Here is a 22,740-nt window from a genome sequence, read left to right on the forward strand (position 1 = left end):
TCCTGACAAGCAAGACCCACAGAGGCGGACAAGCTATTGCTAGACGACGTACGTAATGCTGACTTACAACAGGAACGGGCCATACTGGTGGGCCTTTACGGGCCCGATACGGCCCGCATTCAGGCCGAGGAGTACCTGGACGAGCTTGAAAGGCTGACGCACACCGCGGGCGGCATCGTGGTGGACAAGATCCTTCAGAACAAGATCCATCCCGACCCCTCCACCTTCATCGGTGAGGGCAAGCTGCGCGAGTTGAAGGGCCAGGTGGGAGAGAGCCGCGTCACCACGCTCATCTTCGATGACGACCTGTCGCCCACCCAGATCCGCAACATTGAGAAGGAGACCCAGGCCAAGGTGCTGGACCGCAGTGGACTCATCCTGGATATCTTCGCCACACGGGCGCAGACCTCGGCCGCCAAGACGCAGGTGGAGCTGGCCCAGCTTCAGTACCTGCTGCCGCGCCTTACGCGCTTCTGGACCCACCTTTCGCGCCAGCAGGGTGGTATCGGCACGAGGGGACCCGGTGAAACCCAGATCGAGACCGACCGGCGCCTCATCGACAAGCGCATCTCCTCGCTGAAGGAGAAGCTGGAGAAACTGGACCAGCAGCGGCAGACCCAGCGCAAGGGGCGCTCCAACCTGATCCGCATCTCCCTGGTGGGCTACACCAACGCGGGGAAGTCCACCCTCATGAACGCCCTTACCGATACGAGGGTGCTGACCGAGGACCGGCTCTTCGCCACCCTTGACTCCACCGTTCGCCAGTACGAGGTAGGCAACTACGACGCGCTGCTCTCCGATACGGTGGGATTTATCAGGAAACTGCCCCATGACCTCATCGAAAGCTTTAAGTCCACCCTCGACGAGGTGCGGGAGTCGGACATCCTGTTGCACGTGGTGGATGCCGGCGCGCTGATGCTCGAGGAGCAGATCGAGGTGGTCAACGAGACCCTCGAGGAGCTGGGGGCCGGCGACAACAAGACGCTGCCGGTCTTCAACAAGATCGACCGCATCGAATCGCACCGCATCTCCGAACTCAAGTCGGCGTGGCCCGGGGCGGTATTCGTTTCCGCCCTACGGGGCATCGGCCTCAAGAAGCTGGAGGAGGCCATCCAGGAGCTTATCGAGCGCGATTTTGTGACCATGACGATGGATATTCCCGTTTCCAAGTACGAAGCGGTGGCTTTTCTGCACCGCGTTTCCAATATTCACGATGAAAAGTACGTCAATTCCAGCGTGCGCCTCACCTTCAGTCTCAGCGAGGAGAATTTGATGAAGCTGGAGCACATGCTGGAAAATATTGACAACTCCGAAACGGTTATATAAGTAGCGCAGCGGCGCAGGCCGCGTACCCAAGACCCAAACCATGCTCACACAACAGGCCCTCAATACCGAAATCGTTCCCCTCTGCCTGGAGGACAGCGTGCAGGCCGCCCTGCTCAAGATGGACGAGTGCGGGGCAAACACCCTGCCCGTAATCGATGACGGTGAACGCCTGGCAGGGCAGGTAACCCGCGCGGAGCTGGAGGAGTCGCCGGGCGAGCGGGTGGCGGACGTGGAGATGGAGGAGGCTGTCAAGGTCTACGGCACGCAGCACGTTTTTGAGGCCGCCCGCCTCATGCTGCAGTACGAGCTGCGCCTGCTGCCGGTCATCGACGGCGAATGGGGCTACCGCGGCGTAATTACCAAGCAGAAGGTGTTGGAGTCACTGGGCCGGATGCTCAACCTGGCCAAGCAGGGCTCGGTGATTACCGTGCAGCTTGACTTCATCGACTTCACCCTATCCGAAATGGTGCACCTTATAGAAACGGAGGGCGCCAAAATCCTCGGCATCACGGTAGAGACGCCGGCGGGGGACGACAACTCCTTTCACGTCTCCTTCAAACTGAACGTGGAGGATGTCTCGCGCGTAGCCTCCGCCCTGCGACGCCACGATTACAGGGTGGCCACCGAGGCCAGAAACGAGAGTTTCGGCATGGACATGGAAAGCCGTGCCGACGAGCTTCTGCGCTACCTTGACATGTAGTGCGGAACATCTGTTCAATGTTTGATATATTCTATTCTTAAGGAACCTTCCAACTCCAACCTAGCGCCCTATGCCGACGCACCGGCTGTGTACTCTCTTTTCCCTGACGCTGTTGCTGGCCCTGCTTTCCCTTCCTCTTTCCGCCCAGGATACCCGCCAGTCCGATCTTGAGACGTACAACCGGGGGGTGGACCTGTTCGAGCAGGGGCTCTACCGGCAGGCGGCCCGCCTGCTGGGCGATTTCGCCTCCGAACGCCCCGACCACCAGCTCGCCGCCTCGGCGCTTTTCTACCGGGCGCGCGCCTTGGCACAGGACGATTCGGCGCGGACGGCCGACTACTACGAGTCCTTCCTCGCCGACCATCCCCGGTCGGAGTTCAGCCGCCGCCTGCTTTTCGAGCTGGGTGACAAGGCGGCGCGCGACTCCAATTTTTCGCAGGCCATAGCCTACTACCGCCGATCCTTTGACCATGGGCTGACTGACGCCGAGTCGGCGCAGGCCCGCTACTGGATGGCCGAGGCGGCCGTGGGCTTGGGCGATTACGGGCAGGCGCGCTCCCACTACCTCACCCTGGCCGACAACCATCCCGATTCGGAATGGGCGCCCAAGGCCCTGTATTCGCGGGGACGCCTCTACCTCAGCGAGAACCGGTACGACTCCTCCACGGTGGCCTTCGAGCTGCTGCGCGAGCGCTTTCCCAACCATGAGATGACCCGGCGCATCGGTACGGCCCTCGGGGAGTCCTACTACCAGCAGGGCGAGTACGGGCAGGCCATCGAGGCCTTCGAGTCGGCCATGCCCTACCTGGAGGACGAGCTGCGCACCAAGGCGGTCTACCTTATCGCCGAGAGCCACAACTACCTGAACCAGCTGGACCAGGCCTCCAAATACTACCTTCAGTATATCAACCGTACGCGGGGCACCGACCGCGAGCGGCAGGCCCATTACGGGCTGGGCTGGGTTTACCACAAACAGCAGATCTACCACTGGTCGGCCGACGAGTTCGAACAGGCGGCTTCGGGCGACGATGAGCTGGCGCGCAAGGCCCTCTATTACAAGGCGGTGAACGAGAAGCTCGGTGGACGCTACGCCGACGCCATGAGCACCTTCCAGCAGTTCGGCGAGCGCTACAGCGAGGGACTCTGGGTGGAGGAGGCCTACTACGAATGGGCGATCACCGCCTTCGAGATGGGCGACTACCCGCAGGCCATCGAGGTGCTGCTGCCGCTGGTACGCAACGAGGAGAGTCTCGACTGGACCGGCAAGGTCTATACGCTGCTGGGCGAGTCCTATTTTGCCAACAAGGAGTACACCCGCGCGCTTCAGGCCTTCGAGGCGGCCGAACAAGTTACCGACATCGATCCTGAAATCAAGCGCCAAGCCCGTTTCCAGCGCGCCTGGGTGCAATACCGCAACCAGGCCTACGAGCAGGCCCAGGAGGGATTTCAGCAGGTCTACGCCGAGGCGCCCTCAGGCAGCGAGCTGGGACGCGAGGCTCTGTTCTGGAGCGCCGATTCCTACTACAACCGGCAGGACTACGGGCCGGCCAGCCGGCAGTACGCCCGTTTTATCAACGAGAATCCCGACCACGAACTTAACGGCGCGGCGCGCTACGCCCTGGGCTGGAGTTATTTCAAGATGGGACAGTACCAGCAGGCCATCGAGCCTCTGCGTACCTTCCTGAACGAGTACGAGCCCCCCTCCATCGCCCTCTATCCCTACGACACCGACACAAAACTTCGTATAGGGGATGCCCACTACGCGCTGGGACAGTACCAGGAGGCGATCTCCGCCTATGAAACCGCCATCGGCGCCGAGCCGGGAGGCGACTACGCCATGTTCCAGATCGGCAACAGCTACTACCGCAACGAACAGACCTACGAGGCGGTGACCACCTTCCGACGCTTCCTGCGCATCTATCCCTACAGCACCCTTCGCGAGCAGGCCCAGTACAACATCGCCTACATCTACCTGAATACCGGCAACTACACCCAGGCCGTGGAGGAGTTCCAGACCGTCATCAACAAATATCCCAACACCAGCTGGGCGGCGCGCTCGCAGTACAACATCGGCGACGCCCACTACAACGCGGGACAATACGACCGGGCCGTGCAGGCCTACCGAACCGTGATGGAGGAGTATCCGGAAAGCGAGTACATCATCGAGGCGGTCAACGGCATCCAGTATTCCCAGCTTTCGGCCGGGGAGTCCGACTCCAGCATGACCGTGCTCGAGGAGTTCCTGGCCGACAACCCGAGCAGCTCCACCGCCGACCGCCTGCGTTACCGCCAGGCGGAGACCCTGCTGCAGTCCGGCGACTACGAAGGAGCCGTGGCGGAGTTTCAGCAGTATATCCGCGTCACCAATAACCAGGAACTGCTGCCCGACGCCCATTTCAACCTGGCCAATGCCTACGAACAGACGGGCAATATGCAGCAGGCAGTGGCATCCTACCAGACGGTGGCGGAGGAATTCCCGCAGTCACAGCGGGCGGCGCCCTCGCTGGCGGCGCTGGGACGAATCCACCAGCAACGGGGCGACTACGCCCAGGCTTACAGCTTTTTCGAGAAACTGGCAGGGGAGGGCGGAAGTTACGTCCAGGAGGCGCACATCGGCATGGGTAACGCGCGCCTGGCCCAGGGACAGCTGGAGGCGGCGGCCGGCCACTTTGAGTCGGCTTCGGGCGACGCGGCGAGCGTGGGACTGGCTAAGGTGGAGCTGCAGCGACAGAACTTCGCCGCTGCCGAGGAGCTGGCGGCGCCCGTGGCCGAGTCCAACTCCACCGAAATCGGCGCCGAGGCGCAGTACCTTGTGGGACAGAGCCGCCAGCGCCGCGGACAGTATGAGCAGGCCCTGAGCGCCTACTCCAACGTGCGGGTGCTCTACGAGGCCTTCGACACCTGGGTGGCCCGCGCCATGCTCCGCAGCGCCGAGTGCTATATCCAGCAGGGCAATCCCGGGGAGGCGCGCAACACCCTCAACGCCCTTCTCGACCGCTTTCCCGGCACGCCGGAAGCGCGGGAGGCACAGCGCATGCTCGAATCCGATTGATCCCCCTTCCATGATCGAAGTCCTACGTCCGCCGTCCGCCTTGGCCGGCGAACTTCAGCTGCCGGCCGACAAATCCATCTCCCACCGCTCCATCCTGTTCGCCTCCCTCCACGAGGGGCGGTCGGAGATCCGCAATTTCTCTTCGGCGGCCGATCCCGCAAGTACGGTAGCCTGCATGCGCGCCCTGGGCGTGGAGATTGCGCGGGAGGGGGGACATGTGACGGTGGAGGGTGTGGGACGCGGAGGGCTGCGCGCACCCGGCGCGCCCCTGGACTGCGGCAACTCCGGCACGACCATGCGCCTGCTGGGCGGCATCGTGGCCGGGGCCGGACTGGAGGCCGAGCTCGACGGAGACCATTCCCTCCGGGGGCGTGACATGAAACGCATAGCAGACCCCCTGGCGCGCATGGGCCTTCATATGGAGGCCCGCGACGGGCAGTACGCCCCCCTGAAGGTGCGTCCACATGAGGGGGTGCGTCCCATGCGTTTCGAGCTGCCCATTCCGAGCGCCCAGCTCAAGTCGTGCGTGCTGCTGGCCGGCCTCTTCGGGGAGGGCGAAACGCAGGTGGTGGAGACGCTGCCCTCCCGCGACCACACCGAGCGCCTTCTTCGCCTGCCGGTGCGCTACGAAGGAGAGGGCGGAGGACCCGGTCCGGGCTGGGAGGGTCCGCGCCGCATCCTCGCCTCCAGCCTGGCGCAGCAGGTCCCGGAGCAGTCTTACCGCGTACCCGGCGATTTCTCGGCCGCCGCCTTCTGGCTGGCCGCGGGCGCCGTGCACCCGGAGGCGGAGATCCACATGCCGGGGGTAGGTCTCAATCCCACGCGAAGCGCCGCCCTGCAGGTGCTGGGGGATATGGGCGCGGACATTGAGGCTGCGAACAGCAGGGAGGAGGGGGCGGAGCCCGCAGGTGACCTGACCGTGCGATCCTCGCAGCTGCAGCCCATTGATATCGGACCCGACCTGGTGCCTAACCTCATCGACGAGATCCCCGTCCTCTGCGTGGCCATGTGCTTCGCCGACGGCGTCTCCACGGTGCGCGGGGCCCGGGAGCTGCGCCACAAGGAGAGCGACCGCCTGGAGGCGGTGGCGGAGCTGCTGCGCGCAGCCGGCGCACGTTTCGAGGAGCATGAGGATGGATTTACCATCTACGGCGACCCCGGCTTCCGTCCCCAGCCTGCGCGCTACCGCAGCTTCCACGACCACCGCATCGCCATGTCGGCTGCCGTGCTCGCCCTGCGTGCCTCCGGTCCCTCGGAGGTGTCCGGCGCGGAGTGCGCCGCCATCTCCTATCCCCGCTTCTGGGAAGACCTGGAGGGGCTGACGAATTGATGGTTGTCCGCCTTATCTGCCCGCAATTCTGACACCCGGCCTGTTTTCCCCTCACAATAATGCCAATACGTCATAAAAGCCTGCCGGTAGGGGTTTTGGCATTGTGATTGCTCATTACTGGAACGAAACCCGAACGAACCGGTACGATAATGAGCGAATACACCATAGATATAGAGAAGCAGCTCAACAAGCTCGGCAAGGATCTGCAGAACTTCGTGGAGCGTATCATCCCCCTGGAAGACAAGGGTCACGATTTTCGTCCCGCATGCGACATTATCGAGGACGAGGAGAACTACAAGATTGTGCTCGATCTGCCGGGACTGACCAAGAAAGAGATTAACATCGCACTCAAGGAGGCCGTGCTCACCGTAAAGGGCGAACGCTCCGGCGAGCTGGCCGACGGCGAGGAGTATCGACGTCAGGAACGATCGAGCGGCGTTTTCTCGCGTTCCTTCGCGCTGCCCGAAAACGTCAACGCCGCCGAAATCGACGCCAAGTTCAAAAGCGGCGTGCTGACGATCTCCATGCCGAAATCGGATGTTCTGAAGGATGCGCAGTCCATCCCCATCAAATAGGGCCGGGCGGCGCCAACGCATTCGCTTCAAGAAAATCAGCAAAGAGTAACAGCTAAAACAAAATAAGCACTACGTATTATGGGTAAGATTATAGGCATTGACTTAGGTACCACGAACTCCTGCGTTGCCGTCATGGAAGGCGGCGAGCCGGTGGTCATCCAGAATTCGGAGGGCGGACGTACCACTCCCTCCGTGGTAGCTTTCTCCAAGGACGGAGAACGCCTGGTGGGTGCCCCGGCCAAACGGCAGGCCATCACCAATCCCGACAAGACCATTTCCTCCATCAAGCGGTTCATGGGCCGCTTCTACGACGAGGTCAAGGACGAGACCAAGCAGGTCTCCTACAAGATCGTCAAGGGCGACGACAACACCGCCCGTGTACAGATCGAGGACCGGAAGTACGCTCCCCAGGAGATTTCGGCCATGGTGCTTCAGAAGATGAAGCAGACCGCCGAGGAGTACCTGGGCGAAAAGGTGACCGACGCCGTCATTACGGTGCCGGCCTACTTCAACGACGCCCAGCGCAAAGCCACGCAGGAGGCGGGCGAGATTGCGGGCTTCAACGTAAAACGCATTATCAACGAACCCACCGCCGCTTCGCTGGCCTACGGTCTCGACAAGAAGGACCAGGACCAGACCATCGTGGTATACGACCTGGGCGGCGGTACTTTCGACGTTTCCATACTGGAGCTGGGCGACGGGGTCTTCGAGGTGAAATCCACCAGCGGGGACACCCACCTGGGCGGTGATGACTTCGACTCCCGCCTCATCGATCACCTTGCCTCGGAGTTCAAGAAAGACGAGGGCATCGACCTGCGTGAGGACGCCATGGCGATGCAGCGCCTCAAGGACGCTTCCGAGAAGGCCAAGATCGAGCTCTCCAGCTCGCAGAAAACCAATGTAAACCTGCCCTTTATTACGGCTACCGATGCGGGACCCAAGCACCTGAACATCGACATTACCCGCTCGCAGTTTGAGAAGCTGATCGACGACCTGGTGCAGAAAACCGTCGACCCCTGCAAGAAGGCCATGAAGGACGCGGGTCTGGACACCGGCGACATCGACCAGGTGATCCTGGTGGGCGGCTCCACCCGCATCCCCAAAATCCAGGAGGTCGTGAAGGACTTCTTTGGCAAGGACCCCTCCAAGGGTGTGAATCCCGACGAGGTGGTGGCCGTTGGCGCAGCCATCCAGGGCGGCGTGATGAGCGGCGACGTGGACGACGTGGTGCTGCTGGACGTCACCCCTCTGACCCTGGGCATCGAGACCCTGGGCGGCGTGACCACCAAGCTGATCGAATCGAACACCACCATCCCTACCTCCAAGACGGAGACCTTCTCCACGGCGGCTGACAATCAGACCAGCGTGGAAATCCACGTGCTGCAGGGCGAGCGCGCCAAGGCGCAGGACAACCGCACGCTGGGACGCTTCCACCTGGACGGCATTCCTCCCGCCCGGCGCGGCGTGCCGCAGATCGAGGTGACCTTCGACATCGACGCCAACGGCGTGCTGAACGTCAGCGCGAAGGACCAGGGCACCGGCAAGGAGCAGAGCATCCGCATCGAATCCTCCAGCGGACTTTCCGAGGAGGAGATCGAGAAGATGAAACAGGCGGCCGAGGAGCACGCCGAAGAGGACGAGCGCATCCGCGAGCGCACCGAGAAGCTCAACGAGGCCGACAGCCTGGTCTTCTCCACCCGCAAGCAGCTGGACGAGCACGAGGACAAGATCTCCGACGAGAACAAAAACAGGATCGAGGAGGCTCTCGACAAGCTGGAGAAGCTGCATGAGGAAGAGAAGGTCGACCAGCTGGATGACGCCATGGAAGAGCTGAACAACGCCTGGTCCGAAGCCTCGCAGGAGATCTACCAGAGCGCCCAGGAGGCCCAGCAGGCCGCCCAGGGCGCTGCAGGGGCCGCGGGAGCGGCCGGAGCGGCAGCCGGCGGAGCCGGAAACGGCCAGCCGGGCGCCCAGGCGGATGAGTCTTCCGAAGAGGAGGACGTCGTGGACGCCGACTTCGAAGTTGTCGACGAGGAGGAGGGCGACGACGAGGAAGAGAAATAAGCATCGGCCTTCCGGCCGACACGAATTCCGGGGACGCAGCCTGTGGGTTGCGTCCCCTTTTTCTTAGTATATTTTGCTGCCATGAACATCCTGGGCATCGAATCTTCCTGCGACGACACCGCGGCGGCGGTCTACACCTCCGGCGGACTGCGCTCCAACGTCCTCGCCGGCCAGGCCGTACACGAGCAGTACGGCGGGGTGGTACCCGAGCTCGCCTCCCGCGCCCACCACCGCACCATCTCGGCCACCGTCCGCCAGGCCCTGGAGGAAGCGGGCATGGAACCGGGAGATCTCGACGCGGTGGCGGTGACAAAGGGACCCGGACTGATGGGCTCGCTGCTTGTGGGACTCTGTTTTGCCAAGGGCCTCTGCCTGGCGCGCGGGCTGCCCCTGGTGGGGGTGGACCACATGGACGCGCACATCTACGCCAACTTCATCGACGAGGTGCCGGACTACCCCTTCGTCTGCCTGACGGTGAGCGGGGGACATACCCACCTGGTGCACGTCACCGCCCCCTTTGAGCACCGCATGCTGGGCAAAACGCGCGACGACGCGGCCGGGGAGGCCTTCGACAAGATCGGCAAGATCCTGGGCCTGCCCTATCCCGCCGGACCTGTCATCGATGAAAAATCCGCCGGCGGCGATCCGGAATTCCATGACTTTCCGCAGGCCATGCTCCACGAGGGCTTCGAGTTCAGCTTTTCCGGGCTGAAGACCTCCGTGCTCTACTACCTGGAAGACAAGAGCGAATCATGGGTGCAGGAGCACATGGCCGACCTCTGCGCCAGCGTCACCCATGCCATCACGGAAGTGCTTACGGTCAAGCTGGAGAGGGCCGTGGAGGAGACCGGCGTGTCCACCGTGCTGCTGGCCGGGGGCGTCTCCGCCAACACCATGCTGCGGCAGAAGGTCCGCCGCATGGCCGAGAATCACGGCCTGAGCCTGCATATCCCGAAGATGGCCTACTGCACCGACAACGCGGCCATGATCGCCGTCACGGGCCATATGAAGGCTGAGCGGGGCGAGTACGACGACCTGGACCTGGAGCCCTACGCGAATTGAAGTTCTGCGCACACCATTGATGAATTATAGAACGGTTTTCTATAACTCATTATTTGATATATATTGAGTTATAGAAAACAAACCTATAACTCATGGCGTGGAATTGGCAACATAGCGATTGGCCGAAGTTCGACTACGAGCTGAATGCCTATGCAGACTACGAAAAGCAGTTTCTGCAACAAGACGGAATATTTGTCGGAAGTTTAAAGCATCTCGGCGAGGAAGAGCAGGAATTGCTCAGAATAGAACTTCTCAGCGATGAGGCCTATAAAACGTCCGAAATAGAGGGTGAACTGTTGCGTCGTGACTCCCTGCTATCATCCATCCGAAAGGAATTCGGGCTTCAGGCCGATTATCAGGACGTTTCTCCGGCTGAGCAGGGCGTGTCGGAAATGATGGTGAATCTCTATCGGAATTTTGAGGCTCCGCTCAGCCGTGAACTGCTCTGCAGGTGGCACAGCATGATTATGAAGGGTCGCAAGGACCTGGAAAAGGTGGGGGCTTACCGGATCCACACCGATCCCATGCAGATTGTATCCGGTTCCATGAATCGCCCGAAGGTCCATTTCGAGGCGCCTCCCTCCGCGAGGGTGAGCGAAGAAATGAAATGGTTCATCCATTGGTTCAACCGAACCCGCCCCGATGGGGAGCATTCCCTGCCGGCCCTGGTGCGTTCGGGCATCGCCCACCTCTATTTTGAAAGCATTCATCCCTTTGAGGACGGGAACGGCCGTATTGGGCGAGCGCTCTCCGAGATGGCCTTGGCCCAGCACGCGGGACGTCCGCCCCTCCTGGCCCTGTCCGCCACCATAGAGGAGAAGAGAACGGCCTATTACGGTGCCCTTCAGCAGGCTTCCGCACGCATGGAGATTTCGGCGTGGCTCTCCTATTTCTGCCGGCTGGTCCTGGATGCCCAGGATCGCACGCAAAGCACCATTGACTTTCTGGTTGAAAAGGGGAAATTCTATCGTTCCTACCTGGACCTGCTGAACGAGCGCCAGGCCAAAGTGGTGAACCGGATGTTCCGGGAGGGCATATCAGGTTTCGAGGGGGGACTCAGTGCGGACAACTATCTCTCCATCACGGGGACGTCCAGGGCAACGGCAACCCGGGATCTGCAGGACCTGGTGAAGATGGGCGCGTTCAGGCGAACCGGGGAAAGGAGATATACGCGTTATTACCTGAACATCGATCACCCTTCGGCTCAATCCTGAGTCCGGTCTGTCGGTAAACAGTACTTGCTGCTTGTTGCTCGGGATCAGGTGAGGTACTGCTGGTAGGCCTGCACGGCCAGCTCGTCCACCCTGTTGTTGCGCTCATCGTCGGCGTGTCCCTTCACCTTGGTCCATTTCACCTTGTGGTCGTCCATGGCCGCCAGCATCTCTTTCCAGAGTTCCTGGTTTTCTACAGGCTTCTTGTCGGACTTGCGCCAGCCGCGCTGCTGCCAGCTCTCGATCCATCCCTTGGTGAAGGCGTTCACGATAAGTGCGCTGTCGCTGCACACCTCCACGCGGCAGGGCTTGTTGAGCGTTTTGAGTCCCTCGATGATGGCCCGCATCTCCATGCGGTTGTTGGTGGTGTGGGGCTCTCCGCCTGAGATCTCCTTGACCTGGCCCCGCCACTCCAGGCGTGCGGCCCAGCCGCCCGGGCCTGGATTCCCGCTGCAGGCCCCGTCGGTGTAGAGAAGAACGGTGGGCTTGCGGGCGTCAGACATAGGAGGCAGTGATGGGTTGGAGCTGTTCCCTGTACGATTGGGCGGCGGCGGCGACGGATTCCTCCCAGTTCTCCTCCTTCCCGCCGGCAAAGAGGATGCTGCGGCTGGAGGAAACCAGCGGGATGCCGCGGTGGCCGGCGAGCACCTCCACCAGGTCGGATATGCTTCCGCCCTGGCTGCCCACGCCGGGCAGCAGGAGGGGGGCTGTGGGATGGGCGGAGAGCAGGGCACGCAGGTCGCGCGGACGGGTGGCCCCCAGCACCATGCCCAGGGCCGTGCCGCCGGCGTCTTGGCGGCGGGCCAGTTCGCCCGCGATGTAGGCGGCCATGGTCTCCTCCCCTGCGAAGGGCCGGGCGAAAAAATCGTCCGCGCCCGGATTGGAGGTGAGGGTGAGGACGTAGAGCGCTTTTTCGGGATAGCCGGCGAAGGGTTCCAGCGTCTCAAAACCCAGCAGGGGACTCACCGTGAGGGCGTCCACCGCAAACTGCTCGAACCAGGCTTTGGCGTAGTGGGCGGCGGTGGAGCCGATGTCCCCGCGCTTGGCGTCGGCGATGACGATCTTGCCGGGAGGGATGGCCTCGATCACCTCCCCCAGGATATCCAGTCCCCTGCGTCCCATCGATTCAAAAAAGGCCAGATTGGGCTTGAAGGCGGCGCAGTGGGGGGCGGTCAGTTCGATCACCCGCTTCAGGAAGAAACCGGCGCGTTCGGCCGGGCTGTCCGTGGTGCTATGGAGGGAAGGGGGGAGGAGTTCCGGGTGAGGATCGAGTCCCACGCAGAGGCAGGATTCTGCCTCGGTGACGGCGCACCTCAGTTTTTCGCTATAGGACATTCGCTGGATTTTGAATTCCAGCGGAAGTTACAAAGAGCGAGGGGAAATTCAGAATGGAAGGCCGCCTGTTCAGCCGCACTTGCAGTCGGGTCCGCAGTTCTCCTTCTCTTGCGTGCCGGTCACCTTCTCGTAGAGTTTTTTGCCGCCGAAGGTCCAGGCCATGAAGCCAACTGCGGCAACCAGGAGCGTGATGGAGAGTACGGTCTGCATGGCGTCGGGGTTTGGGTTGGAATTAGCCGTAGCCGAGTGCGGTACCCACCTGAAAGGTAAGTAACGAGCAGAGATAGGCAAAGGCCGTCATATAGACGAACATCACGATGGGCCATTTCCAGGTATTGGTCTCCCGCTTGACGATGGCCAGGGTGCTCATGCACTGCATGGCCAGTGCAAAAAAGATCATCAGCGAGAGGGCCGTAAGCGTCGTAAATACAGGCTCGCCCGTCTCGGGGTCCACGTCGTTGATCAGTTTCTGCTGGAGGGTGACCACCTCGCCGTCGCCCTCCACGCTGTAGATGGTGTTGAGCGTACCCACCACCACCTCGCGTGCGGCGAAGGAGGTAATCAGGCCGATGCCGATCTTCCAGTCGAAGCCCAGGGGGGCGATGACCGGCTCCATGGCCTGTCCTAGCATGCCGGCATAGGAGTTCTTGAGCTTGTAGGATTCCGGCGAAGTCTGCGCGTTGAAGGAGGTCTCCGTGGTGGTCTGGGCCTGCTGCACGTCCTGCGGCACCTCCACTTCGGGAAAGGAGGCCAGGAACCAGAGTACGATGGAGATGGCGATGATGATTTTGCCCGCCTGGGTAACGAACACCCAGCCTCGCTCGAACATGTTTTTAAAGACGTCGCTCCACTTGGGCATCTTGTAGCTGGGCAGCTCCATCATGAAGGGCGTCTGCTCGCCAGTGGGAAAGAACTGCTTGATCAGCACGGCGGCCAGTACGGCCATCACGATACCGAAAAAATAGAGTCCGAAGAAGGTGAGTCCCTGCAGCCCGAAAAAGCCCAGGAGGGTCTGGTCGGGTATGAAGGCGGCGATCATCAGCGCGTAGACCGGCAGGCGTGCTGAACATGCCATCCAGGGGAGCACCATGATGGTGATGAAGCGGTCGCGCCAGTTGTCGATGGTGCGCGTGGCCATGATGCCGGGGATCGCGCAGGCAAAGCCGGAGATCAGCGGCACCACGGAGCGTCCGTGAAGTCCAATTTTGGTCATCACCCCGTCCATCACAAAGGCGGCGCGGGCCATGTAGCCCGTGCCCTCCAGAATGGAGATGAAGAGAAAGAGGAACATGATCTGCGGCAGGAAGATCACCACGCCCCCGAGTCCTGCAACCACGCCCTCCACCAGCAGGTCGTTCAGCATGCCGGGCGGCAGGGTGGTCGAAAGCCAGTTGCCGGCCTGCACGAAGATCAGATCGATCATGTTCATGAAGGGCTCGGCCCAGCTGAAGATGGCCTGGAACATCACCATCAGGATGCCCACGAAGATCACGGGTCCGGCCACCTTGTGGGTCACCACCGCGTCGATCTTGTCGGTGAGGGTGTCCTCCCCGGCCGACTCATCCTCCTGTCCATCGGTGCACTGTTCAATAAAGTTGTAACGCGCCAGTACCTCGTCGGCCGAAGGATTGCCGCCATTGTTTTCTATAAGCTTCCGCGCTTCGGCCACAATTTCGTCCGCTTTCCCGCGGTCGGGATGGTTCTTGAATGCGTCGGAGAGCTGGTTGTCGCTGATCAGACGCAGGGCCTCGATGGGGTGGGACTGGGGAGGCAGGTCGGTGTAGGACTCCAGCCACTTTTCGGTGATCATCTCGATGGCGCTGTTCATGGCGTCGTCAGACTGCCAGCGAAGGGGTTCGGGGCGGGAGAGGTCGTGGCCGGCCACCGCCTGCCTTAGCTTTTCAATATCTTTTCTGCGCTTGCCCACCACAGGTACCACCGGCACGCCCAGGGTCTCGCTGATGCGCTCCGGGTCGACGCCCAGGCCGCGGTCCTCCGCGATGTCCATCATATTGAGCACCACGATCATCGGAATGCCCAGGTCCATCACCTGGGTGGCCAGGTAGAGGTTGCGGTCAAGGTTGCTGGCGTCCAGGATCACCATGGCCAGGTCGGGAGAGCGCTCGTGCTCAAACTCCCCGATGAGGGTCTGGTAGGTGATCTTCTCGTCCACCTTCTTGTGGTTGAGGCTGTAGGTCCCCGGAAGGTCGATCACCCGGTGCTCGGTGCCGTCAATGGTCATGCGCCCCACCTTGCGCTCCACGGTCACGCCCGGGTAGTTGCTGATCTTCTGCTTCATGCCGGTGAGTCCGTTGAATATGGTGGACTTCCCGGTGTTGGGATTGCCGATGAGCGCGATGTCAAGGGACTGCTGCAAGAAGGGCCTCTCTTATTCTACGGTGATGCATTTGGCTTCGGACTCCCGGAGCGAAAGCAGGTAGCCGCGCACCTTGATTTCAATGGGGAAGCCCATGGGCGCGGTGCGGACCACCTCGATCTTTCTGCCGGGGGTGAGCCCCATCTCCATGAGCCGTACGGCTTCGGGTCCTGAAATGTCCTTGATGCGGGAAGTACCCGGATCGGTACGCTCGGAAAGGAGAGAGCTCATCTTACTTCTTGGGGCTTACCAGGATGCTGCGGGCCAGATCGCTGTTGATGGCAAGGCGGGTGTCACCGACCTGGATGATTACACGGGACTGGTTGGAGATGATTTTGCCTTCCACACCTTCCACGCAGCCCATTTCACGAAGACGGCAGGCCTGCTGGCAATCGCAGCTCAGGCAACAGATGTCAATCTTCTCGCCCGCCTTGGTGGTGTTGAGTGGAAACATGATGCCTGACCGAATGCCTTCTATTTATAATTGATCTAAACAAATATAATAAGAATGCGGCAAAGATGGAAAGCCTATTTGGGTGGGAAGGCACCTTTGCCGCAACCCATAAAAAACGGCCCCGATCGAGCTTTTCGAAGGGGGCCGTATGATTAGATTCCGGGTAGGTTCAGTTGCTTGCGGTCTGGACAGGCTTGTCTGCCTGCGGCAGTCCCTCGGGGATGACGCTCACGTCCACCGGCGGGATGCTTGCGCCGTAGGTGTTGTTGATCACCTCGATGGTTTCGTTGACCACGGCCGCGTGTCCCCGGTTGGAGGGGTGAACCCCATCAAAGCTGAAGAGCTCGCCGGGTACGGGACGCAGGGTGAGCCCGTCGGAGGAGTAGCCCCCGGTTCCGCCGCTGGTCTGGAAGTTCTCGGAGATCTGGGCGAAGGTGGCGTTGATGTCCACCAGCGCGAAGCTGTTGGCGGAGGCCACGCCCTGGATGGCGGCGTTATACTGCTGTACGGCGCCTGCGGCCTGCTCCAGTTCGGAGCTTCCCAGGGGACCGCCCGCTGGTCCGTCAAGCACCAGATGGTCGGGGATGGCGTTGCCCGGAGTGATGGGTGGCGCCACCTGGCCGGCCTGCACCTGTGCCACGTAGGTCTGGGCGAGCAGGATCGGGAAATCGTACTGCAGCATCAGTCGGGGACCGATGTCGGTTTCGATGTATATGTCGTACCAGTTGCCCGACTCCTGGTCGAACAGTTCATATCTCGCAGGCTGTGGACCCTCATTGTCGGGATCGTTCAGTCGGATGAGCCCCTGCTGCTGCAGCTGAAGCCGCAGGTAGAAGACGAAGGGGATGGTGGTCACGTCGGGGATATTGTAGACCACCACGTCGGCCCCGGTGGAGGCGAGTGCCTGCCCGGAGGCCTGGTAGAGCTGGCTGAATTGGTTCGGCGGGGTGATGGCGCGTCCCTCGCCGCCGTCCAGCACGTATCCAAGCACGTCGTTGTTACCCATCCAGAAGGTCACAAAGGTGGGCTCCTGCTTGGCCAGCTGGTTAAAGACGTTCGGGGCGTCCTTCTGAAGCTCCGAACCCTCCAGCACGATGCTGTAGAAGGGGTTGAAGGCGGGGTGGTTGGGGTTGGTGGCCCGTTCCTTCAACTGTCCCTGGTTGCCGGGATTGGTGAAATCCACAAGCACCGCGCCGGGCACGCCCAGGTTGCTGAATGGCTTCTGTTCCTGGGTGTAGGGCTGGCCCTGCTGCTGGTTGCGCTGCACTGCCAGGGGATCGAGGCTGGTCAGCTCGATGCGCTCGCCGATGCCGGGATCACTGATCAGCGGCTGGGAGAAGGACTCCGAGCGACGCACCTGACGCGCCAGCATATGGGCGTAGGTGTATTGCTGGGCCGATTCGTACAATGCGTTGTTTTGAATGCCCGCGGTGATGCTGTTGCCCACGGCAACGTAGCTGCTGAAGTCGGCATTGCCCGTGGGTACGGGCTCCAGGTTCAGGTCGTTGTAATCCTCGCACCCGGCGGCCAGCATGAGAAGCAGCGCCGTGAGCAGGGTGGTTGTTCTGGCTGAGAAATTTTTCATGGGGCTGGTCTCCTGCGTTCGTTATTTGAGATTCAAAGTCAGTCCGATACCGGGGAGGTGGGCGTAAGTGTTGTAGACGCCATCGGGACTCATCGGCGATTCGGTGGTACGGCGCTCCTTGGCGCGGATAAAGATATAGGCGACATCCACCTCCACCGCAGGCGTCAGCGCGTAGGTGAGTCCTCCGGAGAAGAGCAGCCGGTCGGAATCGGGCAGGGTAGGGTCAAGGTATTCGTCCGGGATGGGGTTCTTGTCGTAGGCCAAGCCGCCACGCAGGGTGAGTCCCTGGACCCCGAAGCCGGTGTATTCGATGCCGCCGCGGATCTGCCAGGAGTCCTGGAAATTCCGTTCGTTCACAAGCTCGTCGCCGCCCAGGGCGGGAATGACCTGGTCGAACTGCAAGGCCAGCTCGTCGTAGCTTGACCAGCCCCACCAGACGTAATCCACTTCGGCGCGCAGCCCGTCCATGATTTCCACGTTCAGGGCGGCCACCCAGCTGGCGGGCAGCTCGATCTCGGCGCTCCCGCCGGCCTCATCGGGAAAGCCCACGTTCAGATTGGTGAAGGTGGCTTCGCCTTCGTACTCGGTGGTCACCGAACTGCGGTAGGTGAATCCCAGGGTGACCCGGTCAACGGGTTCGTAGAGCAGTCCCAGGTTATACCCGTATGCCGGTTCCTTAAGTTCGCCCTCAAGCGAGAAGGTGCCTTCGGGTGTAAAGGTGCTTACGGCGCGGCTGAGTGTGACCTCCCCGTGAAAGGCGATCATGAGTCCGGCCCCCACCTTGATGTCGCCTAAGCCGAAGTCGGGCAGCTCATAGCCTACGGCAGGGTTGGCGAAAAGGGTCTGGATTTCGGCTTCGATGGAGTGCTCTCGTCCCACCCAGTCCGACGGCCATTTGGTGCCCAGGCCGAAGGGGGCGTAGACTCCGATGCCGGCCGTCAGGCCGTCGGTAATCTGCGCGGTGCCGTACAGGTTGGGCACGAGGAAGTTCTGCTTCTCCATATTCACTTTTTGCCCGGCCGGGGCAAGAGGACCCAGGTTCCGGAAGCTGGAGCGCGGAGCGATGACAGTAGCGCCGCCGGCGATCTGTATGCCGTCCAGGTTGGCCAGGCCGGCGGGGTTATAGTAGATGGTGGAGGCGTGGTCGGCGAAAGCCGTGAATGCACCCATGAGCGCATTGGCGCGCATGCTTGCCTCGTAGATGGAAAACCCGCCGGCAAATGCGCTGCTTGATCCGAACAGCACCAGTGCCAGAATAGCTATGATTCTTCGCATGAGATCTCCTTTAGATGTTGATGATCAGATTTTTGCGTGAGGTGCAACGGTGCAGGCGTTGAGCAGCCGTGCAGTTGCCGTTATGCGCCCCGCGGTAATTCACGGGCTTACATTATTAGCCCGATGGGATGTTCTACCAAAGAAATCGGGCGGTAACCGGGTACTTAGGTTAACAGTGTTAATCAGAAGTAAATAAAACCTGAGGTATTTTGAAAATATTACCGTAAAGACACTCTTTTTATTTACCTCGGGTCATTTGGTTATATTCGCTCCGAAATTGCACGCAAAGCCCGAAAGACGGATGAACTGGTTCGAAAAATGGTTTGACAGTCCCCTTTACGAATGGCTCTACGCCAACAGGGACCAGAAGGAGGCCACACGCCTCATCGACCTGCTGGAGGAGACCATGAACCTCCACCGGTGCGAGACCATACTCGACCTGGGATGCGGGCGGGGCCGTCATTCCATTAGTCTCAACGAACGCGGCTACTGCGTGGTCGGTATTGATCTCTCGGAGACCGCCGTTCAGACCGCCCGCAGAAAAGCGGAGCAGAAAGGCCTGGAGAACCTGCGTTTCGAAGTGCGGGATATGCGCGAGCCTCTGCAGGAGCGGTTTGACGCCATTCTGAATCTGTTTACCACCTTCGGATATTTCCGCTCCGATCAGGAAAATGCGCGGGTGTTTGACAGTGTGGCCTCCATGCTGGAGCCTGACGGTATTTTTGTCGTCGATTTTTTGAACGCCCCCCTGGTTCGCCGCTCCTACCGGCCCGAGGACAGCGGGGAGTACGAGGGCATTCAGTACGAGATCCGCCGCTATATAGAGAACGACATGATTTTCAAGAAAATCACCTTCAGCGGAGACCGCCTGGAGGAACCCCGCCACTACGCCGAACGGGTCAAGCTCTACACGCTGGACTGGTTCAGGGAGGAGCTGGGAGAACGCGGACTGCGCATACGGCAGGTGTACGGAGACTACGAGGGAGGCAGCTACGATCCCGAAGAGAGCAGCCGGCTCCTAATGCTGGCCGAGTTCGAATAGGCTGTACCTGGCCGGGTCAGTTCCACCTGGAACCCCGCCTCAGATTTGCGTGTCCGGGAAGACCTCCTCGGCGCCGTGGGGCGGCTGGTCCAGGCTCCATGTTTCGAAATAGAAGTGCCGCTCGGAGCGCATGCGCTTGCTGTTGATACTGAAGAGGCGCAGGCTGTCGGAAATCCGGCTCCGGAAGACCGGGAACAGGTCCGCGTAAAGATTGTCGCTGGAGAACAGGTGCAGATCGTAGCCGTGGTGGGCCTGCTCCTTGTAAAGCACCCGGTGGCCTGCCAGCAGCATATCGCGCAGCTCCTCCTTGTGGTGCCCCACGTTGGAGTCGGCTTCCAGGTTGACGGCGGAGAGCTGGGCGTCGGGAATTTCCCGGTCTGGAGCTGCTTTCAATGGGGTGATCAGGATGGCCTCGCCTGTCTCCGCCTGCTCCAGCAGATCGGACAGGCAGTCAGCCCGGGCACGGTGCGTGCGATAGGAAGCGGCCCCCAGCGCATCGTCCAGTCCATCCAGCAGGTCTTCCAGGCTCTCCAGTACGTTGAGGCCGAAGCGCTCGCCCTCCAGGTCGGTGGCGGTAAGGTAGAACTTGGAGTAGGTGGGGGTGGGCTTCATGAAATCCTGCAGGGTGGCCTCCACCTCCTCTTCGGTCTTGTTGGCGTTTCGTTTCGCAAGGGTGTCCAGGCGCAGGTCATGATTATAAAAAAGCTTCAGTATCTGCATGGCCTTAGTTTTATCGGGTGACTATTTGTTTTCTCAGGTCCCGTGCTGTGGATATCGTGCTGGACGGGGGGGGGCTCCCACAGGCTCCAAAAACCTTCCCCTGAATTTGTGAATTTTTCACAAAGGAGGCCGGCCCTGCCTGCGTATGCGTGTCACAGCAGTAGAAGAACACAGCGCAGGTTGTGGTAAAAACACAAATTCGGGTATTCGATTTCAAGCCCCAGACAGGGGAGGGTAAGATAATGATCCTCGGCGGACTGTTCAGGCCACGGCTCTGCACCGTGAGGAAATCACACCGCCCCGTCCACCCAAAATAACCGCCCAAAAAAAGAGCAGCGGCCAGAAATGACCGCTGCTCTCGAAATTCGGTCAGCCCGCCGGGTACGTCCCGGTCAGGCCCAGGGATGGCCGCCGGACCTAGATCATCGTCGCGATGACCAGGGCCACGACCGACATCAGCTTGATCAGAATGTTGAGGGAGGGACCGGAGGTGTCCTTGAAGGGATCGCCCACCGTGTCTCCCACGACGGCGGCTTTGTGGGCGTCGGAGCCCTTGGTCAGCATCGTGCCGTCGGCATCAAATCCCTCCTCGATCATCTTCTTGGCGTTGTCCCATGCGCCGCCGGCATTGGACTGAAAGAGAGCCATCAGCACGCCGGAGGCAGTCACGCCCGCCAGCAGTCCTCCAAGCATTTCTGCGCCAATGGTCGGGTCTGATGAGACCCATCCCGGTACGAAACCAAAGAGCACGGGCACCGCCACGGCGAGAACGCCGGGAGCCACCATCTCACGAATGGAGGCGGTGGTGGAAATGGCCACGCACTTCTCGTACTCGGCCTTCCCGTCGGCCGCTTCGAAAGCCTTGCGGTCTTCTTCCGACCAGTTTTCCAATTTCTCTCCCTTGTTGCGGTTCATGGCGTCGAGACCGGCCTTCAGTTCGGGAATGTCGCGGAACTGGCGGCGCACCTCCTCGATCATCGACATCGCGGCACGTCCCACAGCGTTCATGGAGAGCGCCGAGAAGAGGAAGGGCAGCATGGCGCCCACGAAGAGGGCGGCCATCACGAAGGGATCGGTCACGCTGATCGAAACGTCGACGCCGGGATTCACGGTTTCGTAGGCCGTGATGAAGGCGGCGAAGAGGGCCAGCGCGGTCAGGGCCGCCGATCCGATGGCAAAGCCCTTGCCGATGGCGGCGGTGGTGTTGCCTACCGCGTCCAGCTTGTCGGTGCGCTCGCGCACCTCGCTGGGCAGTTCCGACATCTCGGCGATACCGCCTGCGTTATCCGAAATGGGCCCGTAGGCATCCACGGCCAGCTGTATGCCTGTGTTCGAAAGCATGCCCACAGCGGCGATGGCGATGCCGTAAAGGCCCGCAAGGTGGTAGGCGCCGATGATGGCAGTGGCGATAATCACAATGGGGATGGCGGTGGACATCATGCCCACGCCCACTCCGGCGATAATGTTGGTCGCCGAGCCGGTCTGCGACTGTTTCACGATGCTGGTTACCGGGCCGGTGCCTGTGCCGGTGTAATGCTCGGTAATCAATCCGATCAGCAATCCGGCTGCTAGTCCGAAGACGGTGGCGAAGAAGACGCCGTTCGGGGTGTATTCAATACCTTTGAAGGTCCAGCTTGCCGGCAGCATCCAGTGGATAATCAGGTAGGAGGCGACCAGCATGACGACAGCAGAGGCGAACTCCCCGATATTCAGGGCCTTCTGGGGGTTGCCGCCCTCCTTCACACGCACGAAGAAGGTGCCCATGATGGAGGTGAGGATGCCCGTGCCGGCCAGCACCAGGGGCAGCAGCACGGCGGACATGCCGTTGAAAGCGTCGCTCCAGCCGGGAGCGGCCATGAAGGCGGCGCCCAGCACCATGGTGCCTATGATGGAGCCCACGTACGACTCAAAGAGGTCGGCACCCATGCCGGCCACGTCGCCCACGTTGTCGCCCACATTGTCGGCGATGGTGGCGGGATTCAGGGGATGGTCTTCGGGAATGCCGGCCTCCACCTTGCCTACCAGGTCGGCCCCCACGTCGGCAGCCTTGGTGTAGATGCCGCCGCCCACACGCGCAAACAGTGCGATGGAGGAGGCGCCGAAGGAAAAGCCGGTCACGACGGCCAGTACCTTGTTGACGGCTGACATGTCACCCAAACCGAAGTACTGTCCGAAGATGATAAAAAGGAGACTGAGCCCCAGCACGCCCAGGCCAACCACGCCCATTCCCATGACCGAGCCGCCCGCAAAGGCGATATTCAGACCCTGTCCCAGTCCGGTCCGCGCGGCGTGAGTCGTGCGTACGTTCGCCTTGGTGGCCACGCGCATGCCGATGAAACCGGCCAGTCCCGAACAGAAGGCGCCCGCCACAAAGGAGACGGCCACCATCCAGTGGGAGGTCACCGGGTTGGCGCTCAGGGCCAGGATTACGGCGACCACGGCCACAAAGATCGCGAGCACGCGGTACTCGGCCTTCAAAAAGGCCATGGCGCCGCGCTGTATATGCAAGCTGATCTTCTTCATCTTTTCGGTTCCGGCATCCTGCTTGCCTACCCAGGATGATTTGTACACGGTGTACAGTAAAGCGAGCACACCGCTGATCGGAATCAGATAGGTCAGTAAGGTATTCATG

General features: G+C 61.2%; 19 protein-coding genes. 9 read left to right on the plus strand and 10 right to left on the minus strand.

Annotated elements, in window-relative coordinates; all coding sequences use genetic code 11:
- The first annotated feature begins 36 nt into the window (after window positions 1-36).
- The 8 genes from hflX (at window position 37) to U5K31_01310 (ending at window position 11,323) form a co-directional block, all read left to right on the plus strand.
- Window positions 37-1,326 carry a GTPase HflX gene (hflX, locus tag U5K31_01275; protein MDZ7771367.1) on the plus strand — a complete coding sequence of 430 codons (1,290 nt, stop codon included), beginning with the start codon at window positions 37-39 and terminating at the stop codon, window positions 1,324-1,326.
- Between the two features lie 40 nt (window positions 1,327-1,366).
- Window positions 1,367-2,026, plus strand: coding sequence for a CBS domain-containing protein (locus tag U5K31_01280; GenBank protein ID MDZ7771368.1), 660 nt, complete (start codon window positions 1,367-1,369; stop codon window positions 2,024-2,026).
- Between the two features lie 70 nt (window positions 2,027-2,096).
- On the plus strand, window positions 2,097-5,078 hold the full coding sequence (locus U5K31_01285) for a tetratricopeptide repeat protein (protein MDZ7771369.1): 2,982 nt from the start codon (window positions 2,097-2,099) through the stop codon (window positions 5,076-5,078).
- A gap of 10 nt (window positions 5,079-5,088) precedes the next feature.
- Window positions 5,089-6,408, plus strand: a complete 1,320-nt coding sequence (gene aroA, locus U5K31_01290) for a 3-phosphoshikimate 1-carboxyvinyltransferase (GenBank protein MDZ7771370.1) — start codon at window positions 5,089-5,091, stop codon at window positions 6,406-6,408.
- 149 nt (window positions 6,409-6,557) lie between these two features.
- Window positions 6,558-6,983: an Hsp20/alpha crystallin family protein gene (locus U5K31_01295; GenBank protein MDZ7771371.1), complete on the plus strand. Its 426-nt coding sequence runs from the start codon at window positions 6,558-6,560 to the stop codon at window positions 6,981-6,983.
- Between the two features lie 78 nt (window positions 6,984-7,061).
- Entirely contained in the window at window positions 7,062-9,047 is a 1,986-nt protein-coding gene (gene dnaK / locus U5K31_01300; protein ID MDZ7771372.1) for a molecular chaperone DnaK, read from the plus strand.
- Between the two features lie 81 nt (window positions 9,048-9,128).
- Window positions 9,129-10,109 (plus strand): tRNA (adenosine(37)-N6)-threonylcarbamoyltransferase complex transferase subunit TsaD, encoded by a 981-nt coding sequence (gene tsaD / locus U5K31_01305; protein ID MDZ7771373.1) that lies wholly within the window; start codon window positions 9,129-9,131, stop codon window positions 10,107-10,109.
- A gap of 92 nt (window positions 10,110-10,201) precedes the next feature.
- Window positions 10,202-11,323, plus strand: a complete 1,122-nt coding sequence (locus tag U5K31_01310) for a Fic family protein (GenBank protein ID MDZ7771374.1) — start codon at window positions 10,202-10,204, stop codon at window positions 11,321-11,323.
- A gap of 44 nt (window positions 11,324-11,367) precedes the next feature.
- Here U5K31_01310 and rnhA read toward each other — a convergent pair whose 3' ends face one another.
- From rnhA to U5K31_01350, 8 genes are all read right to left on the minus strand, one after another.
- Window positions 11,368-11,823, minus strand: coding sequence for a ribonuclease HI (gene rnhA, locus U5K31_01315; GenBank protein MDZ7771375.1), 456 nt, complete (start codon window positions 11,821-11,823; stop codon window positions 11,368-11,370).
- Window positions 11,816-12,655, minus strand: coding sequence for an orotidine-5'-phosphate decarboxylase (gene pyrF, locus U5K31_01320; protein ID MDZ7771376.1), 840 nt, complete (start codon window positions 12,653-12,655; stop codon window positions 11,816-11,818). Before pyrF ends, rnhA begins: the two co-directional genes overlap by 8 nt.
- Window positions 12,656-12,724: 69 nt before the next feature.
- The gene (locus U5K31_01325) at window positions 12,725-12,865 is read right to left on the minus strand and encodes a hypothetical protein (GenBank protein ID MDZ7771377.1); all 141 of its coding nucleotides are present in this window, start codon (window positions 12,863-12,865) and stop codon (window positions 12,725-12,727) included.
- 22 nt (window positions 12,866-12,887) lie between these two features.
- Window positions 12,888-15,032 (minus strand): ferrous iron transport protein B, encoded by a 2,145-nt coding sequence (feoB, locus tag U5K31_01330; protein MDZ7771378.1) that lies wholly within the window; start codon window positions 15,030-15,032, stop codon window positions 12,888-12,890.
- Window positions 15,033-15,044: 12 nt separating this feature from the next.
- The gene (locus tag U5K31_01335; GenBank protein MDZ7771379.1) at window positions 15,045-15,263 is read right to left on the minus strand and encodes a FeoA family protein; all 219 of its coding nucleotides are present in this window, start codon (window positions 15,261-15,263) and stop codon (window positions 15,045-15,047) included.
- Window position 15,264: 1 nt separating this feature from the next.
- A complete protein-coding gene (locus U5K31_01340; protein MDZ7771380.1) occupies window positions 15,265-15,486 on the minus strand; it encodes a FeoA family protein in 222 nt (73 codons plus the stop codon).
- A 169-nt stretch (window positions 15,487-15,655) separates the two neighbouring features.
- Window positions 15,656-17,071, minus strand: a complete 1,416-nt coding sequence (locus tag U5K31_01345) for an SGNH/GDSL hydrolase family protein (GenBank protein MDZ7771381.1) — start codon at window positions 17,069-17,071, stop codon at window positions 15,656-15,658.
- A gap of 21 nt (window positions 17,072-17,092) precedes the next feature.
- A complete protein-coding gene (locus U5K31_01350; GenBank protein MDZ7771382.1) occupies window positions 17,093-18,346 on the minus strand; it encodes an outer membrane protein transport protein in 1,254 nt (417 codons plus the stop codon).
- Window positions 18,347-18,647: 301 nt separating this feature from the next.
- On the opposite strand from U5K31_01350, the gene U5K31_01355 reads away from it, so the two are divergent.
- A complete protein-coding gene (locus tag U5K31_01355; protein ID MDZ7771383.1) occupies window positions 18,648-19,388 on the plus strand; it encodes a class I SAM-dependent methyltransferase in 741 nt (246 codons plus the stop codon).
- 39 nt (window positions 19,389-19,427) lie between these two features.
- Here the strand turns inward: U5K31_01355 and U5K31_01360 are convergent, their stop codons facing one another.
- The gene (locus U5K31_01360) at window positions 19,428-20,108 is read right to left on the minus strand and encodes a hypothetical protein (GenBank protein MDZ7771384.1); all 681 of its coding nucleotides are present in this window, start codon (window positions 20,106-20,108) and stop codon (window positions 19,428-19,430) included.
- Window positions 20,109-20,525: 417 nt separating this feature from the next.
- Entirely contained in the window at window positions 20,526-22,739 is a 2,214-nt protein-coding gene (locus U5K31_01365) for a sodium-translocating pyrophosphatase (GenBank protein MDZ7771385.1), read from the minus strand.
- Between the last annotated feature and the right edge of the window lies 1 nt (window position 22,740).

Source organism: Balneolaceae bacterium, assembly GCA_034521445.1.
GTDB lineage: Bacteria > Bacteroidota > Rhodothermia > Balneolales > Balneolaceae > JAXHMM01.

Coding starts and splice junctions, on each gene's coding strand:
- U5K31_01280 (MDZ7771368.1), top strand. CDS start 1,367: ATGCTCACACAACAGGCCCTCAATACCGAAATCGTTCCCCTCTGCCTG.
- U5K31_01285 (MDZ7771369.1), top strand. CDS start 2,097: ATGCCGACGCACCGGCTGTGTACTCTCTTTTCCCTGACGCTGTTGCTG.
- aroA (MDZ7771370.1), top strand. CDS start 5,089: ATGATCGAAGTCCTACGTCCGCCGTCCGCCTTGGCCGGCGAACTTCAG.
- U5K31_01295 (MDZ7771371.1), top strand. CDS start 6,558: ATGAGCGAATACACCATAGATATAGAGAAGCAGCTCAACAAGCTCGGC.
- dnaK (MDZ7771372.1), top strand. CDS start 7,062: ATGGGTAAGATTATAGGCATTGACTTAGGTACCACGAACTCCTGCGTT.
- tsaD (MDZ7771373.1), top strand. CDS start 9,129: ATGAACATCCTGGGCATCGAATCTTCCTGCGACGACACCGCGGCGGCG.
- U5K31_01310 (MDZ7771374.1), top strand. CDS start 10,202: ATGGCGTGGAATTGGCAACATAGCGATTGGCCGAAGTTCGACTACGAG.
- rnhA (MDZ7771375.1), bottom strand. CDS start 11,823: ATGTCTGACGCCCGCAAGCCCACCGTTCTTCTCTACACCGACGGGGCC.
- pyrF (MDZ7771376.1), bottom strand. CDS start 12,655: ATGTCCTATAGCGAAAAACTGAGGTGCGCCGTCACCGAGGCAGAATCC.
- U5K31_01325 (MDZ7771377.1), bottom strand. CDS start 12,865: ATGCAGACCGTACTCTCCATCACGCTCCTGGTTGCCGCAGTTGGCTTC.
- U5K31_01335 (MDZ7771379.1), bottom strand. CDS start 15,263: ATGAGCTCTCTCCTTTCCGAGCGTACCGATCCGGGTACTTCCCGCATC.
- U5K31_01340 (MDZ7771380.1), bottom strand. CDS start 15,486: ATGTTTCCACTCAACACCACCAAGGCGGGCGAGAAGATTGACATCTGT.
- U5K31_01345 (MDZ7771381.1), bottom strand. CDS start 17,071: ATGAAAAATTTCTCAGCCAGAACAACCACCCTGCTCACGGCGCTGCTT.
- U5K31_01350 (MDZ7771382.1), bottom strand. CDS start 18,346: ATGCGAAGAATCATAGCTATTCTGGCACTGGTGCTGTTCGGATCAAGC.
- U5K31_01355 (MDZ7771383.1), top strand. CDS start 18,648: ATGAACTGGTTCGAAAAATGGTTTGACAGTCCCCTTTACGAATGGCTC.
- U5K31_01360 (MDZ7771384.1), bottom strand. CDS start 20,108: ATGCAGATACTGAAGCTTTTTTATAATCATGACCTGCGCCTGGACACC.
- U5K31_01365 (MDZ7771385.1), bottom strand. CDS start 22,739: ATGAATACCTTACTGACCTATCTGATTCCGATCAGCGGTGTGCTCGCT.